We start from the raw sequence: 23,811 nt of genomic DNA, 5'->3' as shown, positions 1-23,811 counted from the left end.
ACTATCGAGCGCGAAGCCGCTCATTTGGTTACTCTGAGGCGAACGGACGCCATCGAGGAGCCCACGAAGGTTCCCCGACCGTCCCGGGACAGGTCTGCAACCCGACCGCCGTCCCGCCCCGACACGGCGCCACCGCGACCGACATATTCCAGCCCCTGCCCCACTCCGGGGCGGTCGATCCCGGCGTCGCGGCCGGAGCGTCGGCTACGCCCCGGGTGACGCGACACAGAGGAGTGCGCGGTGACGACACCAGAACTGACGATGCGCGAGAAGCGACCCGCCGAACGGTACGGAGAGCGGACCCGCCGGCCGGAGAAGCTCCGGAACATCGAGGTGTGGGCCAGGTCCGCACCGATCCGGCTGGCCGGTTACGAGGACGACCTCGCCGAGCCGCACATCCTGCCCGGCATCGACTGACCCGCTTCGACCGATTCGTTCGAATCACTCGGTTCGACCGACCGGGCGACGACCGGCCCGGTTCGACCGGATCCCTTCGGCCGACCGCTTCGACGCGGCTCATGCTGCCGGCCCGTGTCCCGGCCCTTCCCGCTCCGGCGGGAGCGGCCGGGACGTGGGCCGCATGAATTCCCGCAGGTAGGAGCGGTCCCACCAGCGGCCCGTGGCGCGCAGTTCCCGCAGGTCGGTGAAGCGGTAGCGGAACACCCGGGCGCGCACGTGCGCCGGCGGGGCGTGGGGGAACGGGTTGTGCGCGAGCAGCCGCAGTGTGTCCTTGTCGCCGCTCAGCAGCCGCTGGGTGAACGGCCCGAACCAGGAGCGCGCGTACGCGGGGGAGAGCGCCGCGAACCACATCATCCAGTCGAGCCGCAGGTGGTACGGGGCGAAGAGGCGCGGCAGCCGCCGTACATCGCCCGGTTTGCCGTGGAAGCCGTACTCCCGCCACTCGGCCTTCTCGTCCGCGACCGGATCGGCCGTGCCCTCCACCACGACTTCCAGCCGCATTCTGCTGATGGAGCCGAACGCACCGTAGGTGTTGACGAGGTGCAAGGGGTCGAAGGAGCGGTTCATCACCTGACGGCGGGAGAGCAGATTGCGCGCGGGGCGGTAGCTGAGGACCAGGACCAGGGCCGTCACCGCGATGACGACCACCTCGTACCAGAGCGGCGGCGCGGTCAGGGCGGGCGGCTGCCCCGCGAGCGGGGTCCAGTCGATCACGGAGAGCGCCAGGGCGATGGTCAGCCAGTTCAGCCAGGCGAAGTTGCCCGACAGGACCAGCCAGAGCTGGGTGAGCGCCATCAGGGCGGCGGCCGCGCTCGCCACGGGCTGCGGGGTGAACAGCAGGAACGGCGCCAGCAGCTGGGTGACGTGGTTGGCGGCCGCCTCGACCCGGTGGACCGGCCGGGGCAGCCGGTGGAAGAACCAGCTGAGCGGCCCCGGCATCGGCTGGGTCTCGTGGTGGAAGTCCAGACAGGTCAGCCGCCGCCAGCACGCGTCCCCGCGGATCTTGATGAGCCCGGCCCCGAACTCCAGCCGGAACAGCAGCCACCGCAGCAGCCAGAGCACCAGCACCGGCGGCGCGGTATCCCCCGTACCGAGGAAGATCGCGAGGAACCCGGTCTCCAGGAGCAGCGACTCCCAGCCGAATCCGTACCAGACCTGCCCGACCTGGACGATCGACAGATACAGCACCCAGGGCAGCGCCCACAGCAGCATCCCGCCCCAGAGGGGGAGGAGGGCGTCCAGCCCCGCGATCAGGGCCACCGAGAGGGCGCAGCCGCTCCAGGCGACGGCGGCGAAGCAGCGGTCGGAGTAGTGCAGCCGGAACAGTCCCGGCGCGGCCTTCCAGGGCGTCCGCTCCAGCAGCTCCGGTACGGGCAGGATGCCGCGCTCGCCGATCAGCGCCCGGAACTGGAGCGCGGCGGAAAGGAAGGCGGCCAGGTAGACCACGGCCAGCGCCCGCTGGAAGACCAGCCTGCTCAGCCAGTAGCCGTCTGCGGTGAACCACTCCATCACCGCCAGTATCGGCCAGGGCGCGGTCGTGGGCCCGTGCTGTCAGTCCCCGGCGACGAGCCGGCGCAGCGTCCGGCCCAGCCGGCGCGCGTACCAGAGCTGTACGGGAGGCACGAGCGGCCCCGCGAGGCGGGCGTACCAGGCGGCGGGGCGTGAGAACGCCATGACGGTGAACCAGACCGTGCCGTCGTCCGCCAGGTCCACGACGAAGCACTCCTCGCCCATCTCCGGGTGCCCGGCCAGGGTGCCGTATCCGAACCCGGTGCGGCCCTCCTCCCCGTACGCCGTCCAGATGATCTCGCACTCCGCGGCCAGGCGTACGGGCCCGACGCCGAGCGCCATCCGGACGGTGCCGCCGGGCTCCGCCCGTGCCGCCGAGGCGGTCACCCGGGTGCCCGAGGCCCGGTGCATCCGCCACTCGGTCACCGCGGCCCCCGCCGCCGCGAAGTCGTCCGCGCCCCGGCCGACGCGGGTGCGGTGGTGCAGGTGGTGGTAGCCCTTGGGGAGCGGGCCGTGCCGGGTGGCGCCGACCTCGGGGTAGGTGAGCGTGCTCATGCGGTCCTGCCTTCCGGGTGGGACGGATGGGGCGGGTGGAACGGGTGGAACGGGTGAGTGGTGCGGATGCGCCGCCGGGCGAGCAGCGAGCAGAGGGCGAAGTCCCGTTCCCCCTGTCCGGTCAGTCGCAGTCCCGCCGGGGCCCACCACCGGCATGCCGACCATCACGAGGGTGCTGACCAGTGCGGTCACGGCCCGACCTCCCCCCTCCGTCTTTGAACGTGTTCAAGTCCTGGTTCGAGAGTAGAGGTTTTCTTGAACGTGTTCAAGATGGAGTGGAGGCGACCCGGCGTCCGCTTGCGGGGCGGTGTCCGGTGCGGCACAGATGGTGAGCAAACCCATCCGCTCGCCGTGGACAGGCAGGACAGGCAGGAGAGCTCCGTGCGCTCACCCAGACGTTTCCGGCGCACCGCGCTCGCCGTGCTGTCCGCCGGGGCGCTGCTCGCCGCGGCCGGCTGCGACAGCGCCGGTGACGGGACCACCAAGGGCACCACGGGCACGGCGGAGGCCAGGGACGTCCTTCTCCAGCCGCTCGCCGCGCCGGGCCCCGGGCCGTTCACGAAGTCGACCGTGAAGGCCGCGCCCTCGCCGTCGCCCACCCGCTCGCCGGAAGGGGACGGCGAGGGCGCCACCCGGACGGTCCATCGGATCTCGGGCGTCGTCCCGGGGCTCTACGGCGGCACCCGGTCCGAGCCCGCCTGCGACGTCGAGCAGCAGATCCGCCTCCTGACCGCAGATCGGGACAAGGGGCGCGCCTTCGCCGGGACGGCGGACATCGAGCCCGTACAGATTCCGGGCTATCTGCGCTCGCTGACCCCGGTGACCCTGCGCGCCGACGCCCAGGTCACCAACCACGGCTACAGCGCCGGGACTGCGACCGCCTTCCAGGCGGTGCTCCAGGCGGGCACCGCCGTCCTGGTCGACAGCCGGGGGCTGCCGCGGGTCCGCTGCGCCTGCGGCAACCCGCTGGCCCCGCCGGTGATCGCGAAGGGGCGGGTCGCCCACCGGGGCGAACGCTGGCCCGCTTACGACCCCGCGCGGATCCTGGCCATCGAACCGGGCGTGCGGCCGGTCACCGGCCTGGTCATCGTGGACGCCGAGGACGGGACCTGGATGGAGCGGACGGTCGGCGACGACGGGAAGCGCGACCGGACCCCGGACGACCCGCCGCCGTACGAGCCGAGCGTCGACCTGCTCTTCCCGTCCCCGGGCGACCCCTCCGAGCCCGTACCGCCGGACACCACCCCCTCCGCCCCCTCCCGGCCGCAGGAGCCGGAGTGCCCGGAGTCCTCGGGCGACCCCGCCGAACCGCCTCCCGGCTGCCCGCCGCCCACGGACCCCGACTTCGGGACCGAGCCGCCGGACGACTTCGACGGCCCGCCGTCCGACGAACCCTGGGAGCTGGAGGAAGAGGAGCTGGGCGAGGTGCCGGAGCCGACCCAGATCTTCCCCGACGACCTCGAAGACCTCGAAGACCTCGACGGCCGTGAACAACGCGAAGAAGTCGAAGAAGTCGAGGAGATCGACAGGCCGATGGACTCCGACGTCCCCGACCCGTTCGCCGGCTGACCCCTCCGGGCCCGGCCCTTGCGCCGGTTCCCGGCCGGAGCCGGACCCGTGCGGCAACCGCCCCGGTCGCCGCACAGATCGCTCGAAGAATCGGACGAATGATGGCAGAGTGGCCCACATGGATGATCGGGTAGCGGGTGCCCTGTCACTCCCGGACGACTGGCCCGCCCACCCGGACCTCAGCCTCGCCCTGAACCGTATGGGCAGCTTCGACTGGGATCTCGACACCGGCCTCATGCACATGGACCAGCCCGCCCTGGACGTGTTCGACCTGACGGCCGAGGAGTACGACGACCGGCCGGCCTCCCTGGCGCTGCGCGTCCCCACGGACGAGGCCGTACGCCTGGACGGGATGGTCTCGCAGGCCCTCAAGAGCGGCCGCAGCAACTACGGCGCGTACTTCCGCATCCAGCGGCGCGACGGCACCCTGCGCTGGACCCACACCCAGGGCTTCGTCCGCCGGGACGCGACCGGCCGGCCCCGTCGCATCATCGGGATCGTCCGCGACGCCACCGACGAGCTGGCCGACTCCACCGCCCGGCAGGAGCTGGACCAGGAGCGGCGCCGGCGCACCAGCCTGGTGGAGGGCACCACGGCGGCCCTGGCGCACGCCCGTACGGTCAAGGACGTCATCGCGGTCCTCAAGGACTCCCAGGGTCTCGCCCACCTGGGCGCCACCAGTCTCGTCATGGGGCTGCTGGAGTCCGGCCGCATCCACCTCGTGGCGGACGGGCCCGAAGGCGCGTACGTCCCCGGCACCCGGTACACCCGGGTGGACGAGCAGTACCCGATGAGCGAGGTCGTCCGCACGCTCACCCCGCGCTTCATCGAGTCCGCCGAGGACTTCGCCGCCTCCTATCCCATCCTGTGGCCCGACATCAGCCACCTCGGGATCACCTCCGCCGCCTACATGCCGCTCATCGCGCAGGCCCGCCCGATCGGCGGCCTCGGCCTGCTCTACCGCGACAAGGGCGGCTTCACCGCCGACGAACGCAATCTGCTCATGGCGCTCGGCACCTCGATCGCCCAGAGCCTCCAGCGGGCGATGCTCTACGAACAGGAGCACGACCTCGCCGAAGGGCTCCAGCAGGCGATGCTGCCGCGCCGGATCCCCGCCGTGCCCGGAGCGCACGTCGCCGTCCGCTACCGCTCGGCCCGGCTCGGCCGGGACATCGGCGGCGACTGGTACGACCTGATCCCGCTGCCCGGCGGCCGGGTCGGCGCGGTCATCGGGGACGTACAGGGGCACGACACGCACGCCGCCGCCGTCATGGGACAGCTGCGGATCGTGCTGCGGGCCTACGCCGCCGAGGGGCACAGCCCCGCCACCGTCATGGCCCGCGCCTCCGTCTTCCTCCACGAGCTGGACACCGACCGCTTCGCCACCTGCACCTACGCCGAGGTCGACCTCACCACCGGGGTCGTCCAGGTGGTCCGCGCCGGACACGTCGACCCGCTGGTACGGGACGTCGACGGGAGCTGCCGCAGACTGTCGGCCGAGGGCGGGCTGCCGCTTGGCCTCTCCGCCGAGTTCGGCCGCCTGGAATACCCGGTCGCCACGGCGGAGCTGGACCCCGGCCAGACGATGATCCTGTTCACGGACGGCCTGGTCGAGCTGCCCGGCTCCGACCTCGACGAGGGCATGCAACTGCTGACCTCGCTGGTCACCAACGGCCCCCAGAACCTCCAGAAGCTGGCGGACGGGCTCTGCGACGCCGTCGACGGGCGCGGCGGCCAGGACGACGTGGCGCTCCTGCTGCTGCGCCGCCGCTCCGCCGACGCCCCCCAGCCCGGCGGCCGGCTCCAGCAGCACGTCGCCCAGAACGACCCCGAGGCGCTGAGCTCGGCCCGGCACATGATCCGGGCGGCGGTCAGCGCCTGGGGGGCGAAGGAGCGGGCCGACGAGATCGAACTGGCCGCCGACGAGCTGACCACCAACGCGCTGATGCACACCGATGGCGGAGCCATCGTGACGATCCGGGTGCTCGCCGGGGCCGAGCGGCGGCTCCGCGTCGACGTCGAGGACCGCTCCAGCGCACTGCCCCGCCGCCGGGACGCGGGGGAGTCGGGGGTCTCGGGGCGCGGCCTGATGCTCGTCGACCGGCTGGCGGACGTGTGGGGCGTGGAGTCGCGGGGGAGCGGCAAGTGCGTGTGGTGCGAGTTCCTGATCCCGGAGCGGTCGTGAGGGGGCCGGTCCGGAGCGGTTCTGACGTGAGCGGCTTCTGAGGGGTCGTGACGTGAGCGGCTTCTGAGCGGTCGTGACGTGGGCGGCTTCTGAGCGGTCGTGAAGTGACCGGAAGCCTGCCCTGAACTCTTCTGTAACAGTACGTAACATGTCCGTACTTGACCGTAACCGACCGCAAGGGATTGACTGCGGGGGTACGGCCGTTCCGCCCTCGACGACATGAGGCCCCCCGTTGGGTACCGAGCTTCTGGCCCCGCTCGATCTGGCTTTCTGGCACCTCGAATCGGACGCCCACCCCATGCACCTGGGCGCGCTCGCCGTCTTCGACCCGGTGCCCGGCACCACCCCGCTCCACGTCCTGGACCTGCTCTCCACCCGAGCCGCCGCGATCCCCCGGCTGCGGATGTGCGTACGGGACGTCCTGCTGCCGGTCGGCGGCGCGGCCTGGACCGTGGACAAGGACTTCGACGTGCACCGGCACGTGCGGCGGGTCGTCGTGGACGACGGCGACTTCATGGCGGGAGCCCGCCGGCTGGCCGGAGAGCTGATGGAACAGCCGCTGGGCCGGGGGCTGCCGCCCTGGCAGATGTATCTCATCGGCGGCGCGGACGACGGGCCCTTCGCCGTGCTGGTCAAACTGCACCACGCCCTGGCCGACGGCATGCGGGCGGTCGCCATCGGAGCCGGGATCTTCGACGAGATCGCCGCCGTCACCACCGCCCGGTCCGCCGCCCGCCGCCGCCCCGCCGTCCCGCCCCGCTCCTGGCTGCCCGACCCCCGCGAGATGGCGGGCATGGCGCTCGGCCGGATCGGCGAGGTCGGCCGGGCGCTGGGCGTGGGCGCGTCCGTCGTCCGCGCGGGCCGCCTCGACCTGCGGACCACCACCGCCTTCACCGCCCCCTCCAGCGGCACCCGACGCCTGGCCACCGCCGACCTCGACGCGACCGCCCTCCAGGGGATCCGGCGGGCCGAGGGCGGCACGGCCAACGACATCCTGCTCGCCGTGGTCGCCGGGGCGCTGCGCCGCTGGATGGGGGAGCGCGGCGAGGCGCTGCCCGGAGCCGACCCGCGCGCCCTGGTCCCCGTCTCGCGGCGCAGGCCCGGCGGCGCGGCGACCGGAAACCGCCTCTCCGCCTATCTGCTCGACCTGCCGGTGGGTGCGGCCGACCCCCGGGAACGGCTCCGGGCGGTCCGGGCCGCGATGGACCGCAACAAGGCGGCCGGACCGCTGAAGGGCGCGGGAGCCGTCGCCGTACTCGCCGACCAACTGCACCCGCTGGCCCACCGGTTCGGCGCGCCCCTGGCGGCGAACGCCGCCCGTGTGCTCTTCGACCTCCTGGTCACCAGCGTGCCCCTGCCCCGCTCCGCGCTCTCGCTGGGCGGCTGCCCGCTGAGCGCCCTCTACCCGATGGCTCCGCTGGCCCGGGGCCAGTCGCTGGCCGTCGCCCTGTCGACGTACGGCGGCCGGGTGCACGTGGGCCTGGTCGCGGACGGCAAGGCGCTGCCGGACCTGGACCGGCTGGCCTCGGCGGTCAAGGAGGAGTTCGACGAGCTTCGCGCCCTGGTCACGGGGTGGGTGGCGGCCCCGGTGTCCTGACAGGCAGCGGCGCGCCGCCTGCGGCAGGCTGGTGCCATGCCCGAACTGCCCGAAGTCGAAGCCCTGCGGGTCTTCCTCGACGACCACCTGGTCGGCAAGGAGATCGCCCGCGTCCTCCCGCTGGCGATCAGCGTCCTGAAGACGTACGACCCGCCGCTGACCGCCCTCGAAGGCGCGACCGTCACCTCGGTGGACCGGCACGGCAAGTTCCTCGACATCGGGGCGGCCGGGCTGCACCTGTGCACCCACCTGGCGCGGGCCGGCTGGCTCCGCTGGAAGGACTCCTTCCCGGACGCCCCGCCCCGCCCCGGCAAGGGGCCGCTCGCCCTGCGCCTGGTGACCACGGACGGCGACGGCTTCGACCTCACCGAGATGGGCACCAAGAAGCGCCTCTCCGTCCACCTGGTCCGCGACCCCATGGACGTGCCCGGCATCGCCCGCCTCGGCCCCGACCCCCTCGCCGACGCCTTCGACCGGGACGCGTTCGCCGCGATCGTCACCGGGGAGCGCCGCCAGATCAAGGGCGCGCTCCGCGACCAGTCGCTCATCGCAGGCATCGGCAACGCCTACAGCGACGAGATCCTGCACGTCGCGAAGATGTCCCCGTTCAAACGGACCGCCGACCTGACCGAGGACGACCTCACCCGCCTGTACACCGCGCTGCGCACCACCCTGAAGGACGCGGTGGACCGGACCGGGGGAGTGGAGGCCGGGAAGCTCAAGTCCGAGAAGAAGAGCGGCATGCGCGTCCACGGCCGCACCGGAGAAGCCTGTCCGGTCTGCGAGGACACGATCCTGGAGGTCTCCTTCAGCGACTCCTCCCTCCAGTACTGCCCCACCTGCCAGACCGGCGGCAGACCACTGGCCGACAGACGGCTGTCCAAGTTCCTCAAGTGAGACCCGCGCCCCCTCATCGCCTCACCGTCACCAGCCGCCGCCCGTCCGCCGTCCGCACCTCGAAGTGGTCGATGCCCTCCGGCCGCAGCGCCGCGCCGCCCGACACCTCCACCGGCCCGTCCGCCGCGCCCCCGGCCGACCAGCTGCCCACCGTCTCCTCGCTGCCGTCGCGGCCCACCGCGATCAACGCGCACACCCCCGTGACCGGCACCCGTACCGCCTTCAGCGCCACCGCCGTGCCCCACTCCCGCCCCGCCGCCGTCACCACCACGGCCGCCCCCGAACCCCGGTCCGCCCCCGCCCACCGCTGCGCCCGCACCCCACCCCCCGTACCGCCCGAGAGGCCGGTCACCCACCACGGGCCGCCCACCGCCAGCACCAGCGTGGCCGCCACCAGCGCGAGCCGCCGCCGGGCCGCCCTGCGCCGCCCGGCCGCCACCGCCTCGACCAGCCGGTCCGCGAGTCCGGCCCCGGGCCGTGCCACCGGGCCGGCCGCCGACAGCCGGCCCGCCACCCCGGCCAGCTCACGCGCCCGCATCCGGCACAGCGGACACTCCTCGAGATGCTCCTCGAACCGGAAGGCGTCGGCCCTCCCCAGCACCCCCAGGGCATAGGCCCCCACCCGGATGTGGGGCTCGGTCGTCTGCATGTACTGCGGTACGGGAACAAGCCGGGATTCACTCAAGCCATCAGCCCCGGGAGCACCTAAGACCCACCGGCAATTGGGGGGCTTCGCGGGGCTGGGCACGCGCTCCCCCAAGCTCTCGGCTCCGGTCGAGCAGGGAGGGGCCCCTCCGGCGTTGTCGTCCATCACCATGGCTCCGCCACGCCTCAATCCTCCGCCTTGCAGCTGCACGCACCCAGCCCCGCTCCTTCTCCACCCCCCCATTGCCGGTGGGTCTAAACTCCGGGCTCATGCTGCGCGTACTCGCCGTCGACGACGAACCACCCGCCCTGGAGGAACTGCTCTACCTCCTGCGCGCCGACCCCCGTGTCCGCAGCGCCGAAGGGGCCACCGGCGCGACCGAGGCGCTGCGCCGCATCGGCGGCGCCGTGGACGCGGGACCCGACGACCCGTCCGCGATCGACGTCGTCTTCCTCGACATCCACATGGCGGGCCTCACCGGCCTCGACGTCGCCCAGCTCCTCGCCGGGTTCGCCGCGCCCCCGCTCATCGTCTTCGTCACCGCGCACGAGGGGTTCGCCGTACACGCCTTCGACCTCAAGGCGGTCGACTACGTCCTCAAACCGGTCCGCCGCGAACGCCTCGCCGAGGCCGTGCGCCGGGTCGCCGAACAGGTGGGGGAGCGGGCCGCCCCGGTCAACGACACCGCCGCCGACCAGATCCCGGTCGAGCTGGGCGGCGTCATCCGTTTCGTCCCGGTGGACGACATCGCGTACGCCGAGGCGCAGGGCGACTACGCCCGGCTGCACACCGCCACCGGCAGCCACCTCGTCCGCATCCCGCTCACCACCCTGGAGGAGCGCTGGCGCTCGCGCGGCTTCGTCCGCATCCACCGCCGCCACCTCGTGGCCATCGACCGGATCGACGAGCTGCGCCTCGACGCGGGGAGCATGAGCGTGCGCGTCGGGGAGGCGGAACTCGCCGTCAGCCGCCGCCACACCCGCGCCCTGCGCGACCTGCTGATGCGCCAGGGCGGCCGCTGAACGCTGTGCCGCGAGCCGCGCTGACCTGGGGCGACCTTCGGCGAGACCTTCCCAGCACACCACCGGGCCGCCTACACTCCCAGCCCATGTCACAGGAGCCCGCACCCCGGCGCGAAGTGGTCACGGGAGAGCCCCGCCGGGTGCGTCCGCTGCCCCGCTACCGCACCCAGTCGGAGATCGAGGAGCAGACCGCCCTCGGCGGCGCGTACGTCCGCTCGCTGATGCGCGGCCAGCTCCGCGCCGGGCTCACCGTCTTCCTGCTGCTCGCCCTCGTCGCGGGCACCCTGCCGCTCCTGTTCGCCGCCCTGGACAGCGCCGCCCTGGTCTGGGCGGTGCTCGGCTTCGCCACCTACCCGCCGCTCACCCTCGCCGCCTGGTGGTACGTCCGCCGGGCGGAGCGCAACGAGCGCGACTTCGCCCGGCTGGTGGAGGGCCGCCCCGCGCCGTGAGCACCCCCGACCACACGGCGTCCTGGGTGGCGGTCGCCCTCGTCGTCCTCGCCACCGTCCTCGTCGGCGGCTTCGGCCTGCGCATCTCCCGTACGACCTCCGACTTCTACGTCGCCTCCCGCACCGTGCGGCCCCGGCTCAACGCCGCCGCGATCAGCGGCGAGTACCTCTCCGCCGCCTCCTTCCTCGGCGTCGCCGGCCTGGTCCTGCTGCACGGCCCCGACATGCTCTGGTACCCGGTCGGCTACACCGCCGGCTACCTGGTGCTCCTGGTCTTCGTCGCCGCCCCGCTGCGCCGCTCGGGGGCGTACACCCTGCCGGACTTCGCCGAGGGGCGGCTCGAATCGCTCCATGTCCGCCGCCTGGTCAGCGTCCTCGTGGTCGGCGCGGGCTGGCTCTACCTCGTCCCGCAGCTCCAGGGGGCCGGGCTGACGCTGAAGATCCTGACCGGCGCGCCCGGCTGGCTCGGCGACGTACTCGTGGCGACCGTGGTGACGGTCGCGGTCGCGGCGGGCGGGATGCGGTCCATCACCTTCGTCCAGGTCTTCCAGTACTGGCTGAAACTGACCGCGCTCCTGGTCCCCGCCCTCTTCCTCGTCCTGGCCTGGCAGGGCGACGGCCGCCCCCGCGTCAGCTTCGACGACCAGCTCGCCGTCTTCCGCGCCGACCACCCGCTGTACGCCACGTACGGGCTGATCGTGGCGACCTTCCTCGGCACCATGGGCCTGCCGCACGTCGTCGTCCGCTTCTACACCAGCCCCAACGGCCGCGACGCCCGCCGCACCACCGTCGTCGTCCTCGCCCTGGTCGGCCTCTTCTACCTGCTGCCGCCCGTCTACGGAGCGCTGGGCCGGCTGTACGCCCCCGAGCTGCGGTACGGGGGCGACGCCGACGCGGCCGTCCTGCTGCTGCCCGCCCGGGTCATCGGCGGACTCGGCGGCGATCTGCTCGGCGCGCTCGTCGCGGGCGGGGCGTTCGCCGCGTTCCTGTCCACCGCATCCGGGCTCACCATGGCCGTCGCCGGGGTCATCACCCAGGACGTGCTGCCCTCGCGCGGGGTGCGCCACTTCCGGCTCGCCACCGTCCTCGCCATCGCGGTGCCGCTCGCCGGTTCGCTGCTGGTCAGCCGGGTGCCGGTGGCGGACGCCGTGGGCATGGCGTTCGCCGTCTCCGCGTCCTCCTTCTGCCCGCTGCTCGTCCTCGGCATCTGGTGGCGAAGGCTCACCCCGCCGGGCGCGATCGCCGGACTCCTGCTCGGCGGCGGCTCCGCGCTGATCGCCGTGGCGATCACGGTGAGCGGCGCGGTACGCCCGCCCGGCTGGCCGCACGCCCTGCTCGCCTGGCCCGCCGTCTGGTCCGTCCCCGTGGGGTTCCTCGCGATGATCCTCGTCTCGCTCGCCACGCCGGGGCGGATACCGCCGGGCACCAACGCGGCCATGACCCGCTTCCACCTCCCCGAGGCGCTGACCTCGGCCCGCGCCGCCGGGAGGGAGCGATGACCGGGGCCTCGGTCGCCGTCCTCGTGGTCGTGGCGGCCCTGCTGCTCGGCGCGGGGTTCCTGCTGGGCCGCCGCACCGCCCGTCCGCTGCGCCCGAGCGACGTCGGCACCCCCGTCGAGCACGCCACCTTCGAGACCCTGCACACCGCGTCCCTCGCCGCACCCCCGCTGCGCGCGGGCCTCACCGAGGAGAGCGCCCGGCGCGCGGCCCGCCGGCTGCGCTCCCTGCTCGGCACCGACGCCCTCTGCCTCACCGACCGGGAACGCGTGCTGGTCTGGGACGGCGCAGGACACCACCACGGCAAGGACGTGATGGGCCACATCGAAGCGCTGCTGGAGGGCGGGCGCGGCACCGCCTTCGACAGCGGCTGCGCCGATCTCGACTGCCCGCTGCGCTGGGCGGTCGCCGTCCCGCTCACCGTCGAGAACCGGGTGCTGGGCGCGCTCGTCGCCTACGCCCCGCGCGAGTCGGCGGTGCTGGCCCGGGCGGCGGGGGAGGTCGCCCGCTGGGTCTGCGTGCAACTGGAACTGGCCGAGCTGGACCGCTCCCGCACCCAGCTCATCGAGGCGGAGATCAAGGCGTTGCGGGCGCAGATCTCCCCGCACTTCATCTTCAACTCCCTCGCCGCCATCGCCTCGTTCGTCCGCACCGACCCCGAGCAGGCCCGCGAACTGCTCCTGGAGTTCGCCGACTTCACCCGCTACTCCTTCCGGCGGCACGGCGAGTTCACCACCCTGGCCGACGAACTGCACTCCATCGACCAGTACCTGGCACTGGTCCGGGCCCGTTTCGGCAAGCGCCTCTCCGTCACCCTCCAGGTCGCCCCGGAGGTGCTGCCGGTCGCCCTGCCGTTCCTGTGTCTGCAACCGCTGGTGGAGAACGCCGTCAAGCACGGCCTGGAGGGGGCCGCGACCCCGCCCCGCGAGCGCGCGGCGGACGCGCCGTTCCGGATCACCATCAGCGCGCTCGACGCCGGTTCGGAGGCCGAGGTGGTCATCGAGGACGACGGGGCCGGGATGGACCCCGAACGGCTGCGGCGGATTCTGCGGGGCGAGGTCACCGCCTCCACCGGGATCGGCCTGCTCAACGTGGACGAGAGGCTGCGCCAGGTGTACGGGGACGGGTACGGGCTCGTCGTCGAGACCGGGATCGGCGCGGGCATGAGGATCACGCTGCGGCTGCCCAAGTACCGCGCGGGAGTGCACGGTTCGTGAGCCCCGCCGGACCCCCGCGACCTGGTGCGCGGGGGCGGGGAGGCCCCTGACAGACTGGGGGCGGATGCGCAGTGATCTTCCTTTTCCCGGTCGGAGGAGCAGCCGATCCATGCCCGCCGTCCCGTCCTCCGTCGCCCCGGCCACCGCTTCCGCCCGGCCCGCCGCCTGTGCCCCGGGCGTCCGGATCGGGAAGGCGCTCGTGGTGACCGTCGTCGCGGTGGCGCTGTCCCATCTGATCCTGTCCGACGGGCTCTTCCTGTCCCTGGTGGGACAGGCGGCGGCCAACATGGGCGGCGGCCCCGGCTACTCCACCTCCGAGTCGTTCACCTCGGCGGTCGTCAACACCACCTTGACCATGGCGCTGGTGCTGTGGGCGGGCATGCGCCTGATGCGGGAGCGCCGGGTGTACGTGATGGTGCTGGTGGGGGCCGTGGGGTGGTTCTTCACGGTCATGTGGAACGTCGGAACCTTGCTGGAGAGGGCCTACGGACTGCTCCCCCTGGCCTCCATGGCCCTCTTCGTGGTCGTCACCGCGCTCGCCTCCGCCGTCCTGCGTCCCGCACCGCGGTGACGGTGGGCGGCCCGCGTCCGGTGACGCGCACCGCCCCGCACCCGGGCGGCGGCGCCCGCACCGGCTCAGCAGAGGTGCACCGCCAGATGCCCCAGCGGCAGCCCCAACTGCCACGCGGGCGTCCACACCTGGACCTCCCCCTCCTCGTCGTGCGGACCCCCGGCCACCGGCTCCCACGGCGCGGGCCCGATCGCGTCGAGGTCGGCAGCCAGCAGCTCGGTCTCCTCCAGCCACCGCCAGGCCGCCCGCGCCAGCGCCACATCGGGGTCGCCGGGCACGGCCCGCACCTCCGACTCCGCGAGCCGCTCGCAGACCCAGCTCCGCCAGGCCGCGCCGTAGGCGGTGAGCAGCCGCAGTTCGTCCACCCGCGCCTCGGGCAGCGCCCGGGACACCGGGGCGGCCGGGAGGCGGCCGGAGAGGAAGAGGGTGAGCGCGAGCGCGTCGCGCCCGGCCCGGAACTCCAGCGTGTCCGGTTCCATCAGATCGCCGGTGCGCAGCAGCTCGTCGGCGACGTACTCCGTGCACAGCCAGGCCATCGGCACCGGCAGCCCGCCCCCACCGGTCCCATCCGTATCCTCGGGACGCATCCCGTCTCGCCTCTTTCCTCGCTCGGTACCGGGCTTCACGCAGCATTGAACCGGGGGCGGACGCCCCGCGTGGGCAGAAGCGGAGGATCGCCCAGGAGATGAGGGTGTGATGAACGCCGACCCCGGCGACGGCCGGCATGTGCGCCTGCTGCTCGGCGCGTACGTCCTGGACGCGCTGGACGCGGAGGAGACCTGCCGTGTCGCGCGCCACCTTCAGCTCTGCGACGGCTGCTCCCGGGCCTACGTCGAGGTGGCGGAGGCGGCGGCCCTGCTCGCGCTGCTGCGGACGGAGGACTTCGGGGAGTAGCCGGGCAGATTGCGCGAGAGCAGCCGCAGGGCGTAGTACGAGCGGGACTTGACGGTCCCGGCGGGGATGCCCAGGGTCTCGGCGGTCTCGGTGACGCTCAGCCCGTGGAAGTAGATCTGCACCAGCACCGCACGGTGTTCGGGGCTGAGCGTGCGCACCGCCTCGCGGACGTCCAGCGCGTGGACGGCCGAGTCCGCGGTGTCCTGGACGGCGGGAGCGCTCTCCAGCAGCAGGTCGCCGACCTCGGCGGGGCGCGCCTGGCGGGAGCGCCGGGCGTCGATGGCGAGGCGGCGGCCCACGGTGAACAGCCAGGGCCGCATCGAGTCGTAGGGCGCGTCGAATGCCTCCGGGTGCTGCCAGGCGCGTACCAGCGTCTCCTGCACCAGGTCCTCGGCCCGCTGCCGGTCCCCGAAGGTCAGACCGAGCAGGAAGTGGAAGAGGGCGGGGCCGTGTTCCCGCTGCAACTCCGCGATGGCCCGCTCATCGGTCGTCGTCGTGGTCTTCATGAACGTCCTTTCCCGCGCGGGAGGCCCCTGACGGCCTCGCTGCCGCCTGGCGTATACGAACGCATTCGGCGGCGCGGGAACAGGCGGTGCGCCGAGGCGTGCGACGAGCGGTCGCTCAGTGCGGCGAGTGGTGCGGCGAACGGTCGAGGGGCCGTCGGGGTCGGACGGTACGACCAGTTCAGCTAGGTATGCGGCAATGCTCCTTGATTCGTCAGTATGAAGATATGTGTAGTCGGATGGTCGTAATCATCCGAACATGGAGTCGAGCAGATGACACAGCGCATCCGATCGGGCCCCGTGGCCGCCCTCGCCCTCCTCCTCGCCGCGGCCACCGGCTGCACGGGCCAGGGGCAGCCCGGGACGCCCGCCGCGAGCGCTTCCCCCTCCGTCGCCCGGGGTGCGAGCGGCCAGGACGCCGACGTCCCGCGCCCGTTCACCCTCCTCGCCTCGGGCGACGTCCTGCCGCACTCCTCCGTCATCGATCAGGCGGCGGCCGACGCGGGCGGGCAGGGCTACGACTTCGTCCCGATGCTCAAGGGCGTCGCACCGGTCGTCTCCCGCGCCGATCTGGCCATCTGCCATATGGAGACCGTGTACGGGAAGGACGGCGGCCCCTACACCGGCTACCCGAGCTTCAAGTCCCCGCCCGAGATCGCCACCGCCCTGCGCGCCACCGGGTACGACTCCTGCTCCACCGCCTCCAACCACACCCTGGACGACGGAGCCGAAGGCGTCAGCCGCACCCTCGGAGCCCTGGACGCGGCGGGCATCCGCCACGCCGGATCCGCCCGTTCCGCCGCCGAGGCCGCCCGCCCCACGATCCTGCCGACCGGACCGGGGAAGCGGGCGGCGAAGGTGGCCCACCTCGCGTACACCTACGGCACCAACGACGTCCCGCTGCCCGCCGGGAAGCCGTGGACGGTCAACGTGATCGACGAGCGGAAGATCGTGGCGGAGGCGAGGAAGGCCCGGCGTGCGGGCGCGGACGTCGTCGTGCTCTCCGTGCACTGGGGCACCGAATGGCAGGACGAACCGGACGCCGGGCAACTGGAGCTGGCCGAGCGGCTCACCGCGTCCCAGGACGCCGGACGCCCCGACCTCGACCTGATCATCGGCACCCACGCCCATGTGCCGCAGGCGTACGAGAAGGTCAACGGCACGTACGTCGTCTACGGCATGGGCGACCAGATCGCGGGCGCGATGATCAACTACCAGGGCGTCCAGGACCCGCGCGGCAACCAGAGCTCGATGGGTCGCTTCACCTTCGCGCCGCCCGCGAAACCGGGAGGGCGCTGGACGGTGGGCAAGGCCGAGTTCGTACCCCAGTGGTACGACACGAAGACCGGGCGGGTCGTCAACCTCAACGCCTCCATCAAGGCGGGCGCCGACCACCACCGCCCGGTCCGCGACCGCATCCGCGACGTGGTCCTCGGCCGGGGCGCGGCGGGCGACGGGCTGGTGATGGGGGAGTAGCGGCGAACACCGGTGAGGGTAAGCACCGTTGCAGTACTAGGGGACCACGGTGACCGGCCAGCGTCCCGCCTTCACCAGCCGCACGGCCACCGAGCCGATGAACCGGTGCCCCGCCGACTCCGACGCCCCCACCACCACGGCGTCGGCGGTGAGTTCGTCGGCCGCCGTCACCAGCCCGTTGTAGGGGTCGCCCCGGAAGGTGTGGAACTCCCAGCGCACGTCCCAGGTGTCCTTCAGCCGCTCCGCCGACTCCCGGATCTCGTCGACCAGTTCCTGGGCGATCTCCCCCGTGGTGTCGGCGACGGGGACGCCCAGCGCGGCACCACCCGTGATCACGGGCTGGACGTAGACGAGGGCGAGCGTGGCGTTCTGCCGCCGGGCGAGTCCGGCGGCGTAGGCGGCGGCGCGCATGGAGGAGTCCGACCCGTCGACCCCCGCGACGATCACCTTGGGCCCGTCCGTGCCTCGTTCGAACTGATGGGGCTGCTGCTCTGTCACGGCTCCGAGGCTATCGGCTCGCCCGGACGGGGGAGCCGGGGGACCCCGGAGCGGAAGGCCGGGGCGGGGCGTCCCGGCTCGCGTCGGCCGCCCGCCGTCCGCTGCGTCAAATGGGTATAAAACGGTCATCATGTGGTGTCGTCGGCCGAGGCGGGGGCACCGCCGTGCGAGCAGTTGGCCATGAAGAGCGATCACATCCGGCCCGACCGCCGCACCCTCCTCAAGGTCGCCCTCGGCCTCACGACCGCCACCGCCGTCCATCTCGTCGCCGCCGATCCGGCGTCCACGCCGACCCGCCCCGCACGGGCCGCGGGCACCCCGCCCGCCGCGGCCGCGGGCCCGCCCGCCGGCCTGCCGGCCAGGCCCCCCGCGTACCGCCTGGAGCCCATGACGGCCGCCGCCCCGCCCCGCTTCCGGCCGGCCAGGCCGCCGGTGCGCACCCGGCCCTTCGAGGAGCTCCCCGACCTCGGACACTCCATGGTGCTCAGCTTCGACGACGGGCCCGACCCGCTCTACACCCCGGACATCCTGGCCACCCTGCGCAAGCACCGGGTCCGCGCGATGTTCTTCGTCTGCGGCGAGATGGCCGCCGCCAACCGGGACCTGCTGCGCGAGATGGCGGACGACGGCCATGTCGTGGGCAACCACTCCTGGTCCCACCCGCTGATCCCGGGTCTCTCCCGCGCCGCGATCCGCGACGAGCTCGGACGGACCAGCGAGGTCGTCGACAGGACGCTCAACGCCGCGCCGCTCTGGTACCGCGCCCCGTACGGCGCGTGGAACCGCAACTCGTTCGAGATCGGCGCGGACCTGGGCATGGAACCGATGGCGTGGACCGTCGACACCCTCGACTGGACCACCCCGGGGACGGGCGTCATCGTCCGCCGGGTGCTGGACGGGGCGGCCCCCGGCGTCGTCGTCCTCTCGCACGACGCGGGCGGCAACCGGTCCCAGAGCGTCGCGGCCCTGCGCCGCTATCTTCCCCGGCTGCTGGAGGAGGGCTACCGCATCACGGTGCCGCAGCGGGTCTGAAGCGCGCCTGACGGGTCCGCGGCGGGCCCGGCAGGACGGCCGCCGCGCCCGGGTAAGGTGCCCCGGGTATGCGCCGGGGGCACCGCCCCGGGCGCGGGGGCGGAACAACCTGCGGGGGAATCAGGACCGTGCGGTACGCAGCGCATTCCCTGGTGAGCAATCCGGCCGCGCCGGCCGGGGTGCTGCTGCGGCTGCTGGCCCTGAACGACCAGGACGTCGCCTTCCGGCTCTCGCTGCGCGCCGAGCTGCCCGCCGAGGTCGCCGAGGCCGTGCTCGCCCATCCCGACAGCCGGGTGCGGACCACGCTCGCCCGGAGCTGGACCGCCGATCCCGAACTCCGCGCCCGGCTCCTGGACGGGCCGGCGTCCGACGCGTTCGCGGTGGCGGCGGGGCCCCACCCGTACCGCATCGAGGCGCCCCCGCTGCCGGACCGGGCGTATGAGCGCCTTCTGAACCACGAGCGCGGCATGGTCCGGTACGAGACGGTCGAGGCCCCGTCCACCCCGGACCACGTGCTGGTCCCGCTGGCCGGCCACGCGGACCCCTCGTTCCGGCTGGCGGCCTGCCGGCGGGTGTGGCGCCTGCTCACCGACGACGTGCGGGCGGCACTCCTCTCCGACGCCGACCCCGCCGTACGCAACGCGGCCTCGCTGCACGTCATGCACGAGGACGAGGAGCGCACCGAGGAGCTCGTCGGGACGTTCGCGGCCGACTGGCGGTTGCAGGACGTGGTGGAGCGGGGCCGGCTCGGACGGGCCCTCGCCGAGCGCCTGGTGGCCGAGGAGGTCCGGCTCGCACGGCTCGCGCTCAACCCGACCCTCCCCGAGGACCTCGCGGCGGGGCTCGCCGGCCACGCGGACCCGGCGGTGCGGCTGGCCGTCTCCGCCCGCCCCGGCCTCTCGGAGGACGAGCGGGCCGCGATCGACTGGCGGATCGACCCCGAGGACCGGCTCGCCACCCTGCGCTGGGTGTGGGACGCGCGCGACGACCCGGAAACCCTGCGTCGGTGCGCGGCGTCCGCGCACACCTGGCTGCGGCGCAGCGCCGCCGTGTGCTGGGAGCTGCCGGAGGACTGCGTCGAACTCCTGGCGGGCGACGCCGACTTCGCCGTACGGCTGCTGCTCGCCGAGCGCCACCCGCAGGCCCCGGCGGAACTGCTGCTGGATCTGTATCTGCACGGCGCGCACCGGGCCGTGGCCGGGCTGGTCTCCCGGCCGGGATTCCCGGCGGCCGGTCTCGCCCGGCGTTTCGCGGACGCGGCGGACCCGAGGGCCCGCGCCCTGGCCGTACGCGATCCGGATGCGGCGTCCGGGCTCGTCGAACGGCTGAGCCGGGACCCGGACGCCGTGGTGCGAAAGGCGGCGGCCCTCGACGGACGTCTTCCGGCGGCCAGGATCGTGGAGCTGCTGGCGGACCCGGATCCGGGCGTGGTCGCGGCCGCGGCGGTCAACCCCGCGCTGCCGCCGAAGGAGATGGCGGCGCTCCTGGACCGGGCGGGCGTCCCCCGCTGAGCCCGCCCCGGGGTCGGGTCAGCGGGTGTCGACGAGCCGGGCGAAGGCCACCACGTTCCCGTCGTAGCCGCCCGCCTTCGAGTACGCCCCGCCGCAGGTGATGACCCGCAGCTCGGCGTGGCCCGTGTCGCCGTAGACCCGGGCGCCGGGGAAGTCGTCCTTGGAGAACACCTCCACCCCGTACACCTCGAAGACCCCGACGCGCCCGTCGTAGCGCTTCACCTCGACGTGGTGGCCCTTCTGGAGCGAGCCGAGGCCGTAGAAGACCGCGGGCCCGGAGTTGTTGTCGACATGGCCGACGACGACGGCGGTCCCGCGCTGGCCGGGCGCGATGCCGTTCTGGTACCAGCCGGCGAGGTTGGGGTCCTCGGCGGGCGGGGCGTCGATCCAGCCGTTCGCGTCCAGGTTGACGTCGATGACCGGGGCGTCCACGTTGATGGACGAGATCTTCACCCGGGAGGCGGGGGCGTAGGGCAGCGGCTGCACCGGCTCGCCCTCCACCGGCGGCCCCGCGGCGTCCGAGCCCAGGTCCAGCGACGCCGCAGCGGCGGGCTGCGGCGGGCCCTCCTCGCCGAACTCGGCGCCGTTGCGCATCAGTGCGAGGCCCGTGAGCATGACCAGGGCGACGGCGCCCCACGGCACGCGCCTGGTCCGTTCGGCGCCAGCGTACTCCCGGCCCATGGTGCTCCCTTCGTCGCGACGAAGGGAACGTTAGGGGCGGCGCGGCCGGACGGCGATCAGGGAGGGGCGAACGGGTGGCGGCCCTCATCCGTCCACCCAGGGTGACTGCCCTTCGGAGTAATGAGCGGATAAAACTTCTGATGGCCTGTGACCTGCGGAACCGTCAGGTTCGGGGGTTTTCGTACGGCGTGTCGCGTCACCGGGGTGGAGCAGTGCCGAAGTGCGATCGTCGTACCGGCTGGTGAGTGTTCGTCATGGGAGGCGTTCACGTCGATCCATCCCGGAGGGCAGGACTCCGGGGCGTTTCCCGCTGGAGGTCCACACGATGCGTGCTTCACGCGCTCTCGCGGTCACCGCGACCGCCTTCGCGGCCATCGGGCTCACCGCCCCCATGGCCGCCGCCACCAACGGTCCGGTCAGCGTCAGCGTCAACCCTCAGTCGGTCCACCAGGGCGCGACCCTGAAGGTCACCGCGCGGGGCTGCGGCCACGGCGGCAAGGTCTGGTCGAACGCCTTCCCGACGACGGAGCTGTCGGGGGGCGACGGCACGAACTACGCCACCGCGCACATCCGCCACAACACCACGCCGGGTCACTACCACCTCTCCGTGAAGTGCAGTGACAACGACCGGATCGCGACCCACAAGTTCACCGTGCTCGCCGGCAACGGCGCGCAGGGCGGCCTGGGCGGTTCCCTGGGGCCGAACTCCACGGAGATGCAGATCGGCGGCGGACTGGTGGCCGCGGCCGCGGTCGGCGGCGCCGTCTTCCTCGTCCGGCGTCGACGGACGAGCCATGCGGCGTTCTAGGACGTCCGACCTCCCGCCCGGCCCGATACGCCCGTCGCCCCGAGTCCTCGATCAGGACCCGGGGCGACTGTCGTGCGCACGTCGTGCCGTCAGTGCCGGCGGCCGGCGCCGCGGCGGCGTGCGAAGTAGAGGGCGCCGGCGGCGGACGCGGCCACCAGGGCCCCGCCCGCGGCGAGCTGGACGGTGTCCATGGCGCCGGTGCTGCCGCCGAGACCGCCGCGCACACCGCTCGGGGCGATCGGCGCGATCGCCGTGGAACTGACGGTGGGCGAGGTGGTGGGGGCGGTCGTGGACGTGGGGACCGGGGCGCTGGTGGCTCCGGCGGTGATGGTCAGGTTGACGTTGCGGGTGGTGCCGGTGGAACCGCAGGAGAACGTCACCGCGTAGACCGCGCCCCGCCGGGCGTCCGTGTCGACGGTGGCGGTGGCGGTGGTGCTGCCGCTCGGGATGGCGGTCGTGTCGAAGACGCCCGAGGTGACGGTCGTCTCGCCGGTGCACCCGCCGCCGCCGAGCGTGACCCGGCCGCCCGGCGCGACGACCGAGGGGGTGATCGTCGGGTTGAACGTGTTGATGGCCCCGTCCGGTGCGGCGTGGGCGGCGGACGGAGCCAGCAGGGTGAGGGCGGTGACGCCCAGGAGAGCGAGGGGTGCGACACGTATCGCGCGCATGGTGGATCCTCCGGGTTCCCCGAGGGGCAGCCGTGGAACGAATTTCCACATAGCAGGAAAAATGCACCTCGATGCCCGACACGCTAAGAGCCGTGCGCACGGTCCGCTATCGGGGTACGGCGAACGGGTCAGTCCCGCCCCCCGGCCGGCGCACCGGCCGGGCCGCGGGCCGACCGGTGCGCCCGTGCGCCGGCCGGGGAGCAGGGGGTCATCGGCCGGTCGCCTCCGGGAAGAGGTCGAGGAAGGGCGCGGCCGTGGCCGAGATGCCCCGGCCGAACGGCGCGTCGAAGTCCCAGATCAGGAAGAGCAGGAACGCGATGAGCGCGCTGAAGAGACCCGCCAGCAGCAGTTCCCGGAAGGTTCTGCGGATCTGGAGGGTGAAGATCAGCCCGACCGTCACCAGCGCCCCGATGATCAGGCCGAACCACACCACCCCGGGCATCGTCGCCCCCGCGTTCTGCGCGCGCGAGCTGCGGGCGTCGTCGGCCGCCGCCACCTGGTCCACCAGCGGCTGGTACGCCTGCCCCTCGTGGTCGGTCGTCGGCTCGTAGTCGGTGACGTCGGCCCGCACCCGGTCCAGCAGCTCGGTGCCGCGCTCGGTCAGGCCGCCCCGCTCGGCCATCACCCGCCACTCGTCGTCGATGACATGGGCGACGTACGCGTCGACGTCCGCGCGGATGCGGTCGCGGACCTCGGCCGGGTAGACGGAGGCGCGCGCCTGCACCTCGTGCAGCGCCTGCGCCTCCAGCCGTACGGACTCCTGGGCGGCGCTGCGGCCCTCCCAGACCCCGGCGATGGCCAGGCCCAGGACGATCGCGTAGACCACGCCGATCATCATCGTCATGTACTCGATGACGTCGGGCGTCTGGGACGGATCGTCATCGTCGGCGATCCGGCGGTTGTTGAGGACCGCGATGGTGAGCACGACCGCGCAGGCCGACGCCATGGCAATGCTCAGGACGAGCCATTCGGACATGGATATCTCCTCGTCAGCGGGACGATCAGCGGGACGACCGGGGTCGCAGCACGGCGACGGCGAACACCGCCGGGGCGGTGATCAGCAGGGTCAGCGACACCAGGGAGGGCCCGCTCCGCGGCTCCTTGCGGGTCGGTTTGCGGTACGTCGGAAGCGCCACGGGCCGCAGCTCCGGGGGTTTCGGGCGTACGGAGGGGGCCGGCGACGGCTTCGGCGCGGGCCGGGGCTTCGGCGGTGGGGGTGGCGGAGGTGGCGGCGGCTCCTGCGGTGCGGGCGGGGGTGGCGGCGGAGGCGGTGGCTCCGGTGCGGGGGGTGCCGGCGGCGGGGGAGGCGGTGGCGGAGGGGGCGGCTCCGGAGGCGGGGGTGGCGGAGGCGGCGGCGGTGGGGGAGGTGGCGGCGGGGGTTTCGGCGGTGGCGATGGCGAGGGCGGCGGCGGCTCCGGTGTGGTCACCGCCACGCAGCTCCCGTTGCCCGCCACCGCGACCGCGGTACTGCCGTCGCCCTGCCCGATGGTGGCCACCGCGCAGCTGTCGGCGGTCGCGGGCAGCGGTACGGCTATCAGCCAGACGAGTGCGGCGGCTGTCGAGAGCCG

25 protein-coding genes are annotated in these 23,811 nt (G+C 73.5%); 15 read left to right on the top strand and 10 right to left on the bottom strand.

All coding sequences use genetic code 11. From position 1 onward, the window contains the following. The first annotated feature begins 240 nt into the window (after positions 1-240). Positions 241-417, top strand: a complete 177-nt coding sequence (locus ACLJPL_RS08835) for a hypothetical protein (RefSeq protein WP_411080546.1) — start codon at positions 241-243, stop codon at positions 415-417. Positions 418-516: 99 nt separating this feature from the next. Here the strand turns inward: ACLJPL_RS08835 and ACLJPL_RS08830 are convergent, their stop codons facing one another. Both ACLJPL_RS08830 and ACLJPL_RS08825 read right to left on the bottom strand, forming a co-directional pair. After that, the gene (locus ACLJPL_RS08830) at positions 517-1,968 is read right to left on the bottom strand and encodes a lipase maturation factor family protein (protein WP_411080176.1); all 1,452 of its coding nucleotides are present in this window, start codon (positions 1,966-1,968) and stop codon (positions 517-519) included. A gap of 42 nt (positions 1,969-2,010) precedes the next feature. Next, positions 2,011-2,523, bottom strand: a complete 513-nt coding sequence (locus ACLJPL_RS08825) for a DUF1990 family protein (RefSeq protein ID WP_411080175.1) — start codon at positions 2,521-2,523, stop codon at positions 2,011-2,013. Positions 2,524-2,904: 381 nt separating this feature from the next. Here ACLJPL_RS08825 and ACLJPL_RS08820 point away from each other — a divergent pair, with 381 nt between their 5' ends. The 4 genes from ACLJPL_RS08820 to ACLJPL_RS08805 all read left to right on the top strand — a co-directional run bounded on the left by ACLJPL_RS08820 (position 2,905) and on the right by ACLJPL_RS08805 (position 8,771). Further along, positions 2,905-4,092 carry a DUF6777 domain-containing protein gene (locus ACLJPL_RS08820; RefSeq protein ID WP_411080174.1) on the top strand — a complete coding sequence of 396 codons (1,188 nt, stop codon included), beginning with the start codon at positions 2,905-2,907 and terminating at the stop codon, positions 4,090-4,092. Positions 4,093-4,210: 118 nt separating this feature from the next. Then, positions 4,211-6,277: a SpoIIE family protein phosphatase gene (locus ACLJPL_RS08815; RefSeq protein ID WP_411080173.1), complete on the top strand. Its 2,067-nt coding sequence runs from the start codon at positions 4,211-4,213 to the stop codon at positions 6,275-6,277. 232 nt (positions 6,278-6,509) lie between these two features. Next, the gene (locus ACLJPL_RS08810; RefSeq protein WP_411080172.1) at positions 6,510-7,874 is read left to right on the top strand and encodes a wax ester/triacylglycerol synthase family O-acyltransferase; all 1,365 of its coding nucleotides are present in this window, start codon (positions 6,510-6,512) and stop codon (positions 7,872-7,874) included. A gap of 36 nt (positions 7,875-7,910) precedes the next feature. Then, positions 7,911-8,771 (top strand): Fpg/Nei family DNA glycosylase, encoded by an 861-nt coding sequence (locus tag ACLJPL_RS08805; protein WP_411080171.1) that lies wholly within the window; start codon positions 7,911-7,913, stop codon positions 8,769-8,771. Positions 8,772-8,784: 13 nt separating this feature from the next. Here ACLJPL_RS08805 and ACLJPL_RS08800 read toward each other — a convergent pair whose 3' ends face one another. Then, positions 8,785-9,420 (bottom strand): zf-HC2 domain-containing protein, encoded by a 636-nt coding sequence (locus ACLJPL_RS08800; RefSeq protein WP_411080170.1) that lies wholly within the window; start codon positions 9,418-9,420, stop codon positions 8,785-8,787. Positions 9,421-9,686: 266 nt separating this feature from the next. Here ACLJPL_RS08800 and ACLJPL_RS08795 point away from each other — a divergent pair, with 266 nt between their 5' ends. The 5 genes from ACLJPL_RS08795 (at position 9,687) to ACLJPL_RS08775 (ending at position 14,172) form a co-directional block, all read left to right on the top strand. Next, positions 9,687-10,439 (top strand): LytR/AlgR family response regulator transcription factor, encoded by a 753-nt coding sequence (locus tag ACLJPL_RS08795; RefSeq protein ID WP_411080169.1) that lies wholly within the window; start codon positions 9,687-9,689, stop codon positions 10,437-10,439. 86 nt (positions 10,440-10,525) lie between these two features. After that, positions 10,526-10,888, top strand: coding sequence for a hypothetical protein (locus tag ACLJPL_RS08790; RefSeq protein WP_411080168.1), 363 nt, complete (start codon positions 10,526-10,528; stop codon positions 10,886-10,888). Next, on the top strand, positions 10,885-12,387 hold the full coding sequence (locus ACLJPL_RS08785) for a cation acetate symporter (protein ID WP_411080167.1): 1,503 nt from the start codon (positions 10,885-10,887) through the stop codon (positions 12,385-12,387). Before ACLJPL_RS08790 ends, ACLJPL_RS08785 begins: the two co-directional genes overlap by 4 nt. Further along, complete coding sequence (locus ACLJPL_RS08780; protein ID WP_411080166.1) at positions 12,384-13,601, top strand: sensor histidine kinase; 1,218 nt, start codon at positions 12,384-12,386, stop codon at positions 13,599-13,601. Before ACLJPL_RS08785 ends, ACLJPL_RS08780 begins: the two co-directional genes overlap by 4 nt. A gap of 109 nt (positions 13,602-13,710) precedes the next feature. After that, complete coding sequence (locus tag ACLJPL_RS08775; protein WP_411080165.1) at positions 13,711-14,172, top strand: hypothetical protein; 462 nt, start codon at positions 13,711-13,713, stop codon at positions 14,170-14,172. 65 nt (positions 14,173-14,237) lie between these two features. On the opposite strand, the gene ACLJPL_RS08770 is transcribed toward ACLJPL_RS08775, so the two are convergent. Beyond that, positions 14,238-14,759: a hypothetical protein gene (locus ACLJPL_RS08770; RefSeq protein ID WP_411080164.1), complete on the bottom strand. Its 522-nt coding sequence runs from the start codon at positions 14,757-14,759 to the stop codon at positions 14,238-14,240. 109 nt (positions 14,760-14,868) lie between these two features. Here ACLJPL_RS08770 and ACLJPL_RS08765 point away from each other — a divergent pair, with 109 nt between their 5' ends. Further along, complete coding sequence (locus ACLJPL_RS08765) at positions 14,869-15,066, top strand: zf-HC2 domain-containing protein (protein ID WP_411080163.1); 198 nt, start codon at positions 14,869-14,871, stop codon at positions 15,064-15,066. Here ACLJPL_RS08765 and ACLJPL_RS08760 read toward each other — a convergent pair. Then, on the bottom strand, positions 15,000-15,572 hold the full coding sequence (locus ACLJPL_RS08760; RefSeq protein WP_411080162.1) for a sigma-70 family RNA polymerase sigma factor: 573 nt from the start codon (positions 15,570-15,572) through the stop codon (positions 15,000-15,002). The two genes, ACLJPL_RS08765 and ACLJPL_RS08760, sit on opposite strands and share 67 nt — an antisense overlap. A gap of 270 nt (positions 15,573-15,842) precedes the next feature. Here ACLJPL_RS08760 and ACLJPL_RS08755 point away from each other — a divergent pair, with 270 nt between their 5' ends. Next, complete coding sequence (locus ACLJPL_RS08755) at positions 15,843-17,045, top strand: CapA family protein (RefSeq protein WP_411080161.1); 1,203 nt, start codon at positions 15,843-15,845, stop codon at positions 17,043-17,045. Between the two features lie 36 nt (positions 17,046-17,081). Here ACLJPL_RS08755 and ACLJPL_RS08750 read toward each other — a convergent pair whose 3' ends face one another. After that, on the bottom strand, positions 17,082-17,543 hold the full coding sequence (locus ACLJPL_RS08750; RefSeq protein WP_411080160.1) for a universal stress protein: 462 nt from the start codon (positions 17,541-17,543) through the stop codon (positions 17,082-17,084). Positions 17,544-17,723: 180 nt separating this feature from the next. Between ACLJPL_RS08750 and ACLJPL_RS08745 the strand changes: the two genes are divergently transcribed. Continuing rightward, on the top strand, positions 17,724-18,575 hold the full coding sequence (locus ACLJPL_RS08745; RefSeq protein WP_411080159.1) for a polysaccharide deacetylase family protein: 852 nt from the start codon (positions 17,724-17,726) through the stop codon (positions 18,573-18,575). Positions 18,576-18,727: 152 nt separating this feature from the next. Beyond that, positions 18,728-20,086 carry a hypothetical protein gene (locus ACLJPL_RS08740; RefSeq protein WP_411080158.1) on the top strand — a complete coding sequence of 453 codons (1,359 nt, stop codon included), beginning with the start codon at positions 18,728-18,730 and terminating at the stop codon, positions 20,084-20,086. 18 nt (positions 20,087-20,104) lie between these two features. Here ACLJPL_RS08740 and ACLJPL_RS08735 read toward each other — a convergent pair whose 3' ends face one another. Next, positions 20,105-20,767 carry a class F sortase gene (locus tag ACLJPL_RS08735; RefSeq protein WP_411080157.1) on the bottom strand — a complete coding sequence of 221 codons (663 nt, stop codon included), beginning with the start codon at positions 20,765-20,767 and terminating at the stop codon, positions 20,105-20,107. A gap of 325 nt (positions 20,768-21,092) precedes the next feature. Here ACLJPL_RS08735 and ACLJPL_RS08730 point away from each other — a divergent pair, with 325 nt between their 5' ends. Continuing rightward, positions 21,093-21,575, top strand: a complete 483-nt coding sequence (locus tag ACLJPL_RS08730; RefSeq protein WP_411080156.1) for a hypothetical protein — start codon at positions 21,093-21,095, stop codon at positions 21,573-21,575. A gap of 89 nt (positions 21,576-21,664) precedes the next feature. Here ACLJPL_RS08730 and ACLJPL_RS08725 read toward each other — a convergent pair whose 3' ends face one another. The 3 genes from ACLJPL_RS08725 to ACLJPL_RS08715 all read right to left on the bottom strand — a co-directional run bounded on the left by ACLJPL_RS08725 (position 21,665) and on the right by ACLJPL_RS08715 (position 23,379). Further along, entirely contained in the window at positions 21,665-22,243 is a 579-nt protein-coding gene (locus tag ACLJPL_RS08725) for a hypothetical protein (RefSeq protein ID WP_411080155.1), read from the bottom strand. Positions 22,244-22,451: 208 nt separating this feature from the next. Next, complete coding sequence (locus ACLJPL_RS08720) at positions 22,452-23,219, bottom strand: DUF4239 domain-containing protein (protein ID WP_411080154.1); 768 nt, start codon at positions 23,217-23,219, stop codon at positions 22,452-22,454. 25 nt (positions 23,220-23,244) lie between these two features. After that, positions 23,245-23,379, bottom strand: coding sequence for a hypothetical protein (locus tag ACLJPL_RS08715; protein ID WP_411080153.1), 135 nt, complete (start codon positions 23,377-23,379; stop codon positions 23,245-23,247). Between the last annotated feature and the right edge of the window lie 432 nt (positions 23,380-23,811).

The sequence above is a fragment of the Streptomyces sp. cmx-18-6 genome (genome assembly GCF_046548915.1).
Lineage (GTDB): Bacteria > Actinomycetota > Actinomycetes > Streptomycetales > Streptomycetaceae > Streptomyces.
The sequence above is the reverse complement of the archived record's forward strand: the minus strand, read 5'-3'. Positions and strand labels throughout refer to the sequence as shown.

Bases quoted from the DNA above. Each gene is read 5' to 3' on its own strand.
- ACLJPL_RS08830 (WP_411080176.1), bottom strand. From the start codon at position 1,968: ATGGAGTGGTTCACCGCAGACGGCTACTGGCTGAGCAGGCTGGTCTTC.
- ACLJPL_RS08825 (WP_411080175.1), bottom strand. From the start codon at position 2,523: ATGAGCACGCTCACCTACCCCGAGGTCGGCGCCACCCGGCACGGCCCG.
- ACLJPL_RS08815 (WP_411080173.1), top strand. From the start codon at position 4,211: ATGGATGATCGGGTAGCGGGTGCCCTGTCACTCCCGGACGACTGGCCC.
- ACLJPL_RS08805 (WP_411080171.1), top strand. From the start codon at position 7,911: ATGCCCGAACTGCCCGAAGTCGAAGCCCTGCGGGTCTTCCTCGACGAC.
- ACLJPL_RS08800 (WP_411080170.1), bottom strand. From the start codon at position 9,420: ATGCAGACGACCGAGCCCCACATCCGGGTGGGGGCCTATGCCCTGGGG.
- ACLJPL_RS08795 (WP_411080169.1), top strand. From the start codon at position 9,687: ATGCTGCGCGTACTCGCCGTCGACGACGAACCACCCGCCCTGGAGGAA.
- ACLJPL_RS08790 (WP_411080168.1), top strand. From the start codon at position 10,526: ATGTCACAGGAGCCCGCACCCCGGCGCGAAGTGGTCACGGGAGAGCCC.
- ACLJPL_RS08780 (WP_411080166.1), top strand. From the start codon at position 12,384: ATGACCGGGGCCTCGGTCGCCGTCCTCGTGGTCGTGGCGGCCCTGCTG.
- ACLJPL_RS08775 (WP_411080165.1), top strand. From the start codon at position 13,711: ATGCCCGCCGTCCCGTCCTCCGTCGCCCCGGCCACCGCTTCCGCCCGG.
- ACLJPL_RS08770 (WP_411080164.1), bottom strand. From the start codon at position 14,759: ATGCGTCCCGAGGATACGGATGGGACCGGTGGGGGCGGGCTGCCGGTG.
- ACLJPL_RS08765 (WP_411080163.1), top strand. From the start codon at position 14,869: ATGAACGCCGACCCCGGCGACGGCCGGCATGTGCGCCTGCTGCTCGGC.
- ACLJPL_RS08760 (WP_411080162.1), bottom strand. From the start codon at position 15,572: ATGAAGACCACGACGACGACCGATGAGCGGGCCATCGCGGAGTTGCAG.
- ACLJPL_RS08755 (WP_411080161.1), top strand. From the start codon at position 15,843: ATGACACAGCGCATCCGATCGGGCCCCGTGGCCGCCCTCGCCCTCCTC.
- ACLJPL_RS08745 (WP_411080159.1), top strand. From the start codon at position 17,724: ATGAAGAGCGATCACATCCGGCCCGACCGCCGCACCCTCCTCAAGGTC.
- ACLJPL_RS08735 (WP_411080157.1), bottom strand. From the start codon at position 20,767: ATGGGCCGGGAGTACGCTGGCGCCGAACGGACCAGGCGCGTGCCGTGG.
- ACLJPL_RS08730 (WP_411080156.1), top strand. From the start codon at position 21,093: ATGCGTGCTTCACGCGCTCTCGCGGTCACCGCGACCGCCTTCGCGGCC.
- ACLJPL_RS08725 (WP_411080155.1), bottom strand. From the start codon at position 22,243: ATGCGCGCGATACGTGTCGCACCCCTCGCTCTCCTGGGCGTCACCGCC.
- ACLJPL_RS08720 (WP_411080154.1), bottom strand. From the start codon at position 23,219: ATGTCCGAATGGCTCGTCCTGAGCATTGCCATGGCGTCGGCCTGCGCG.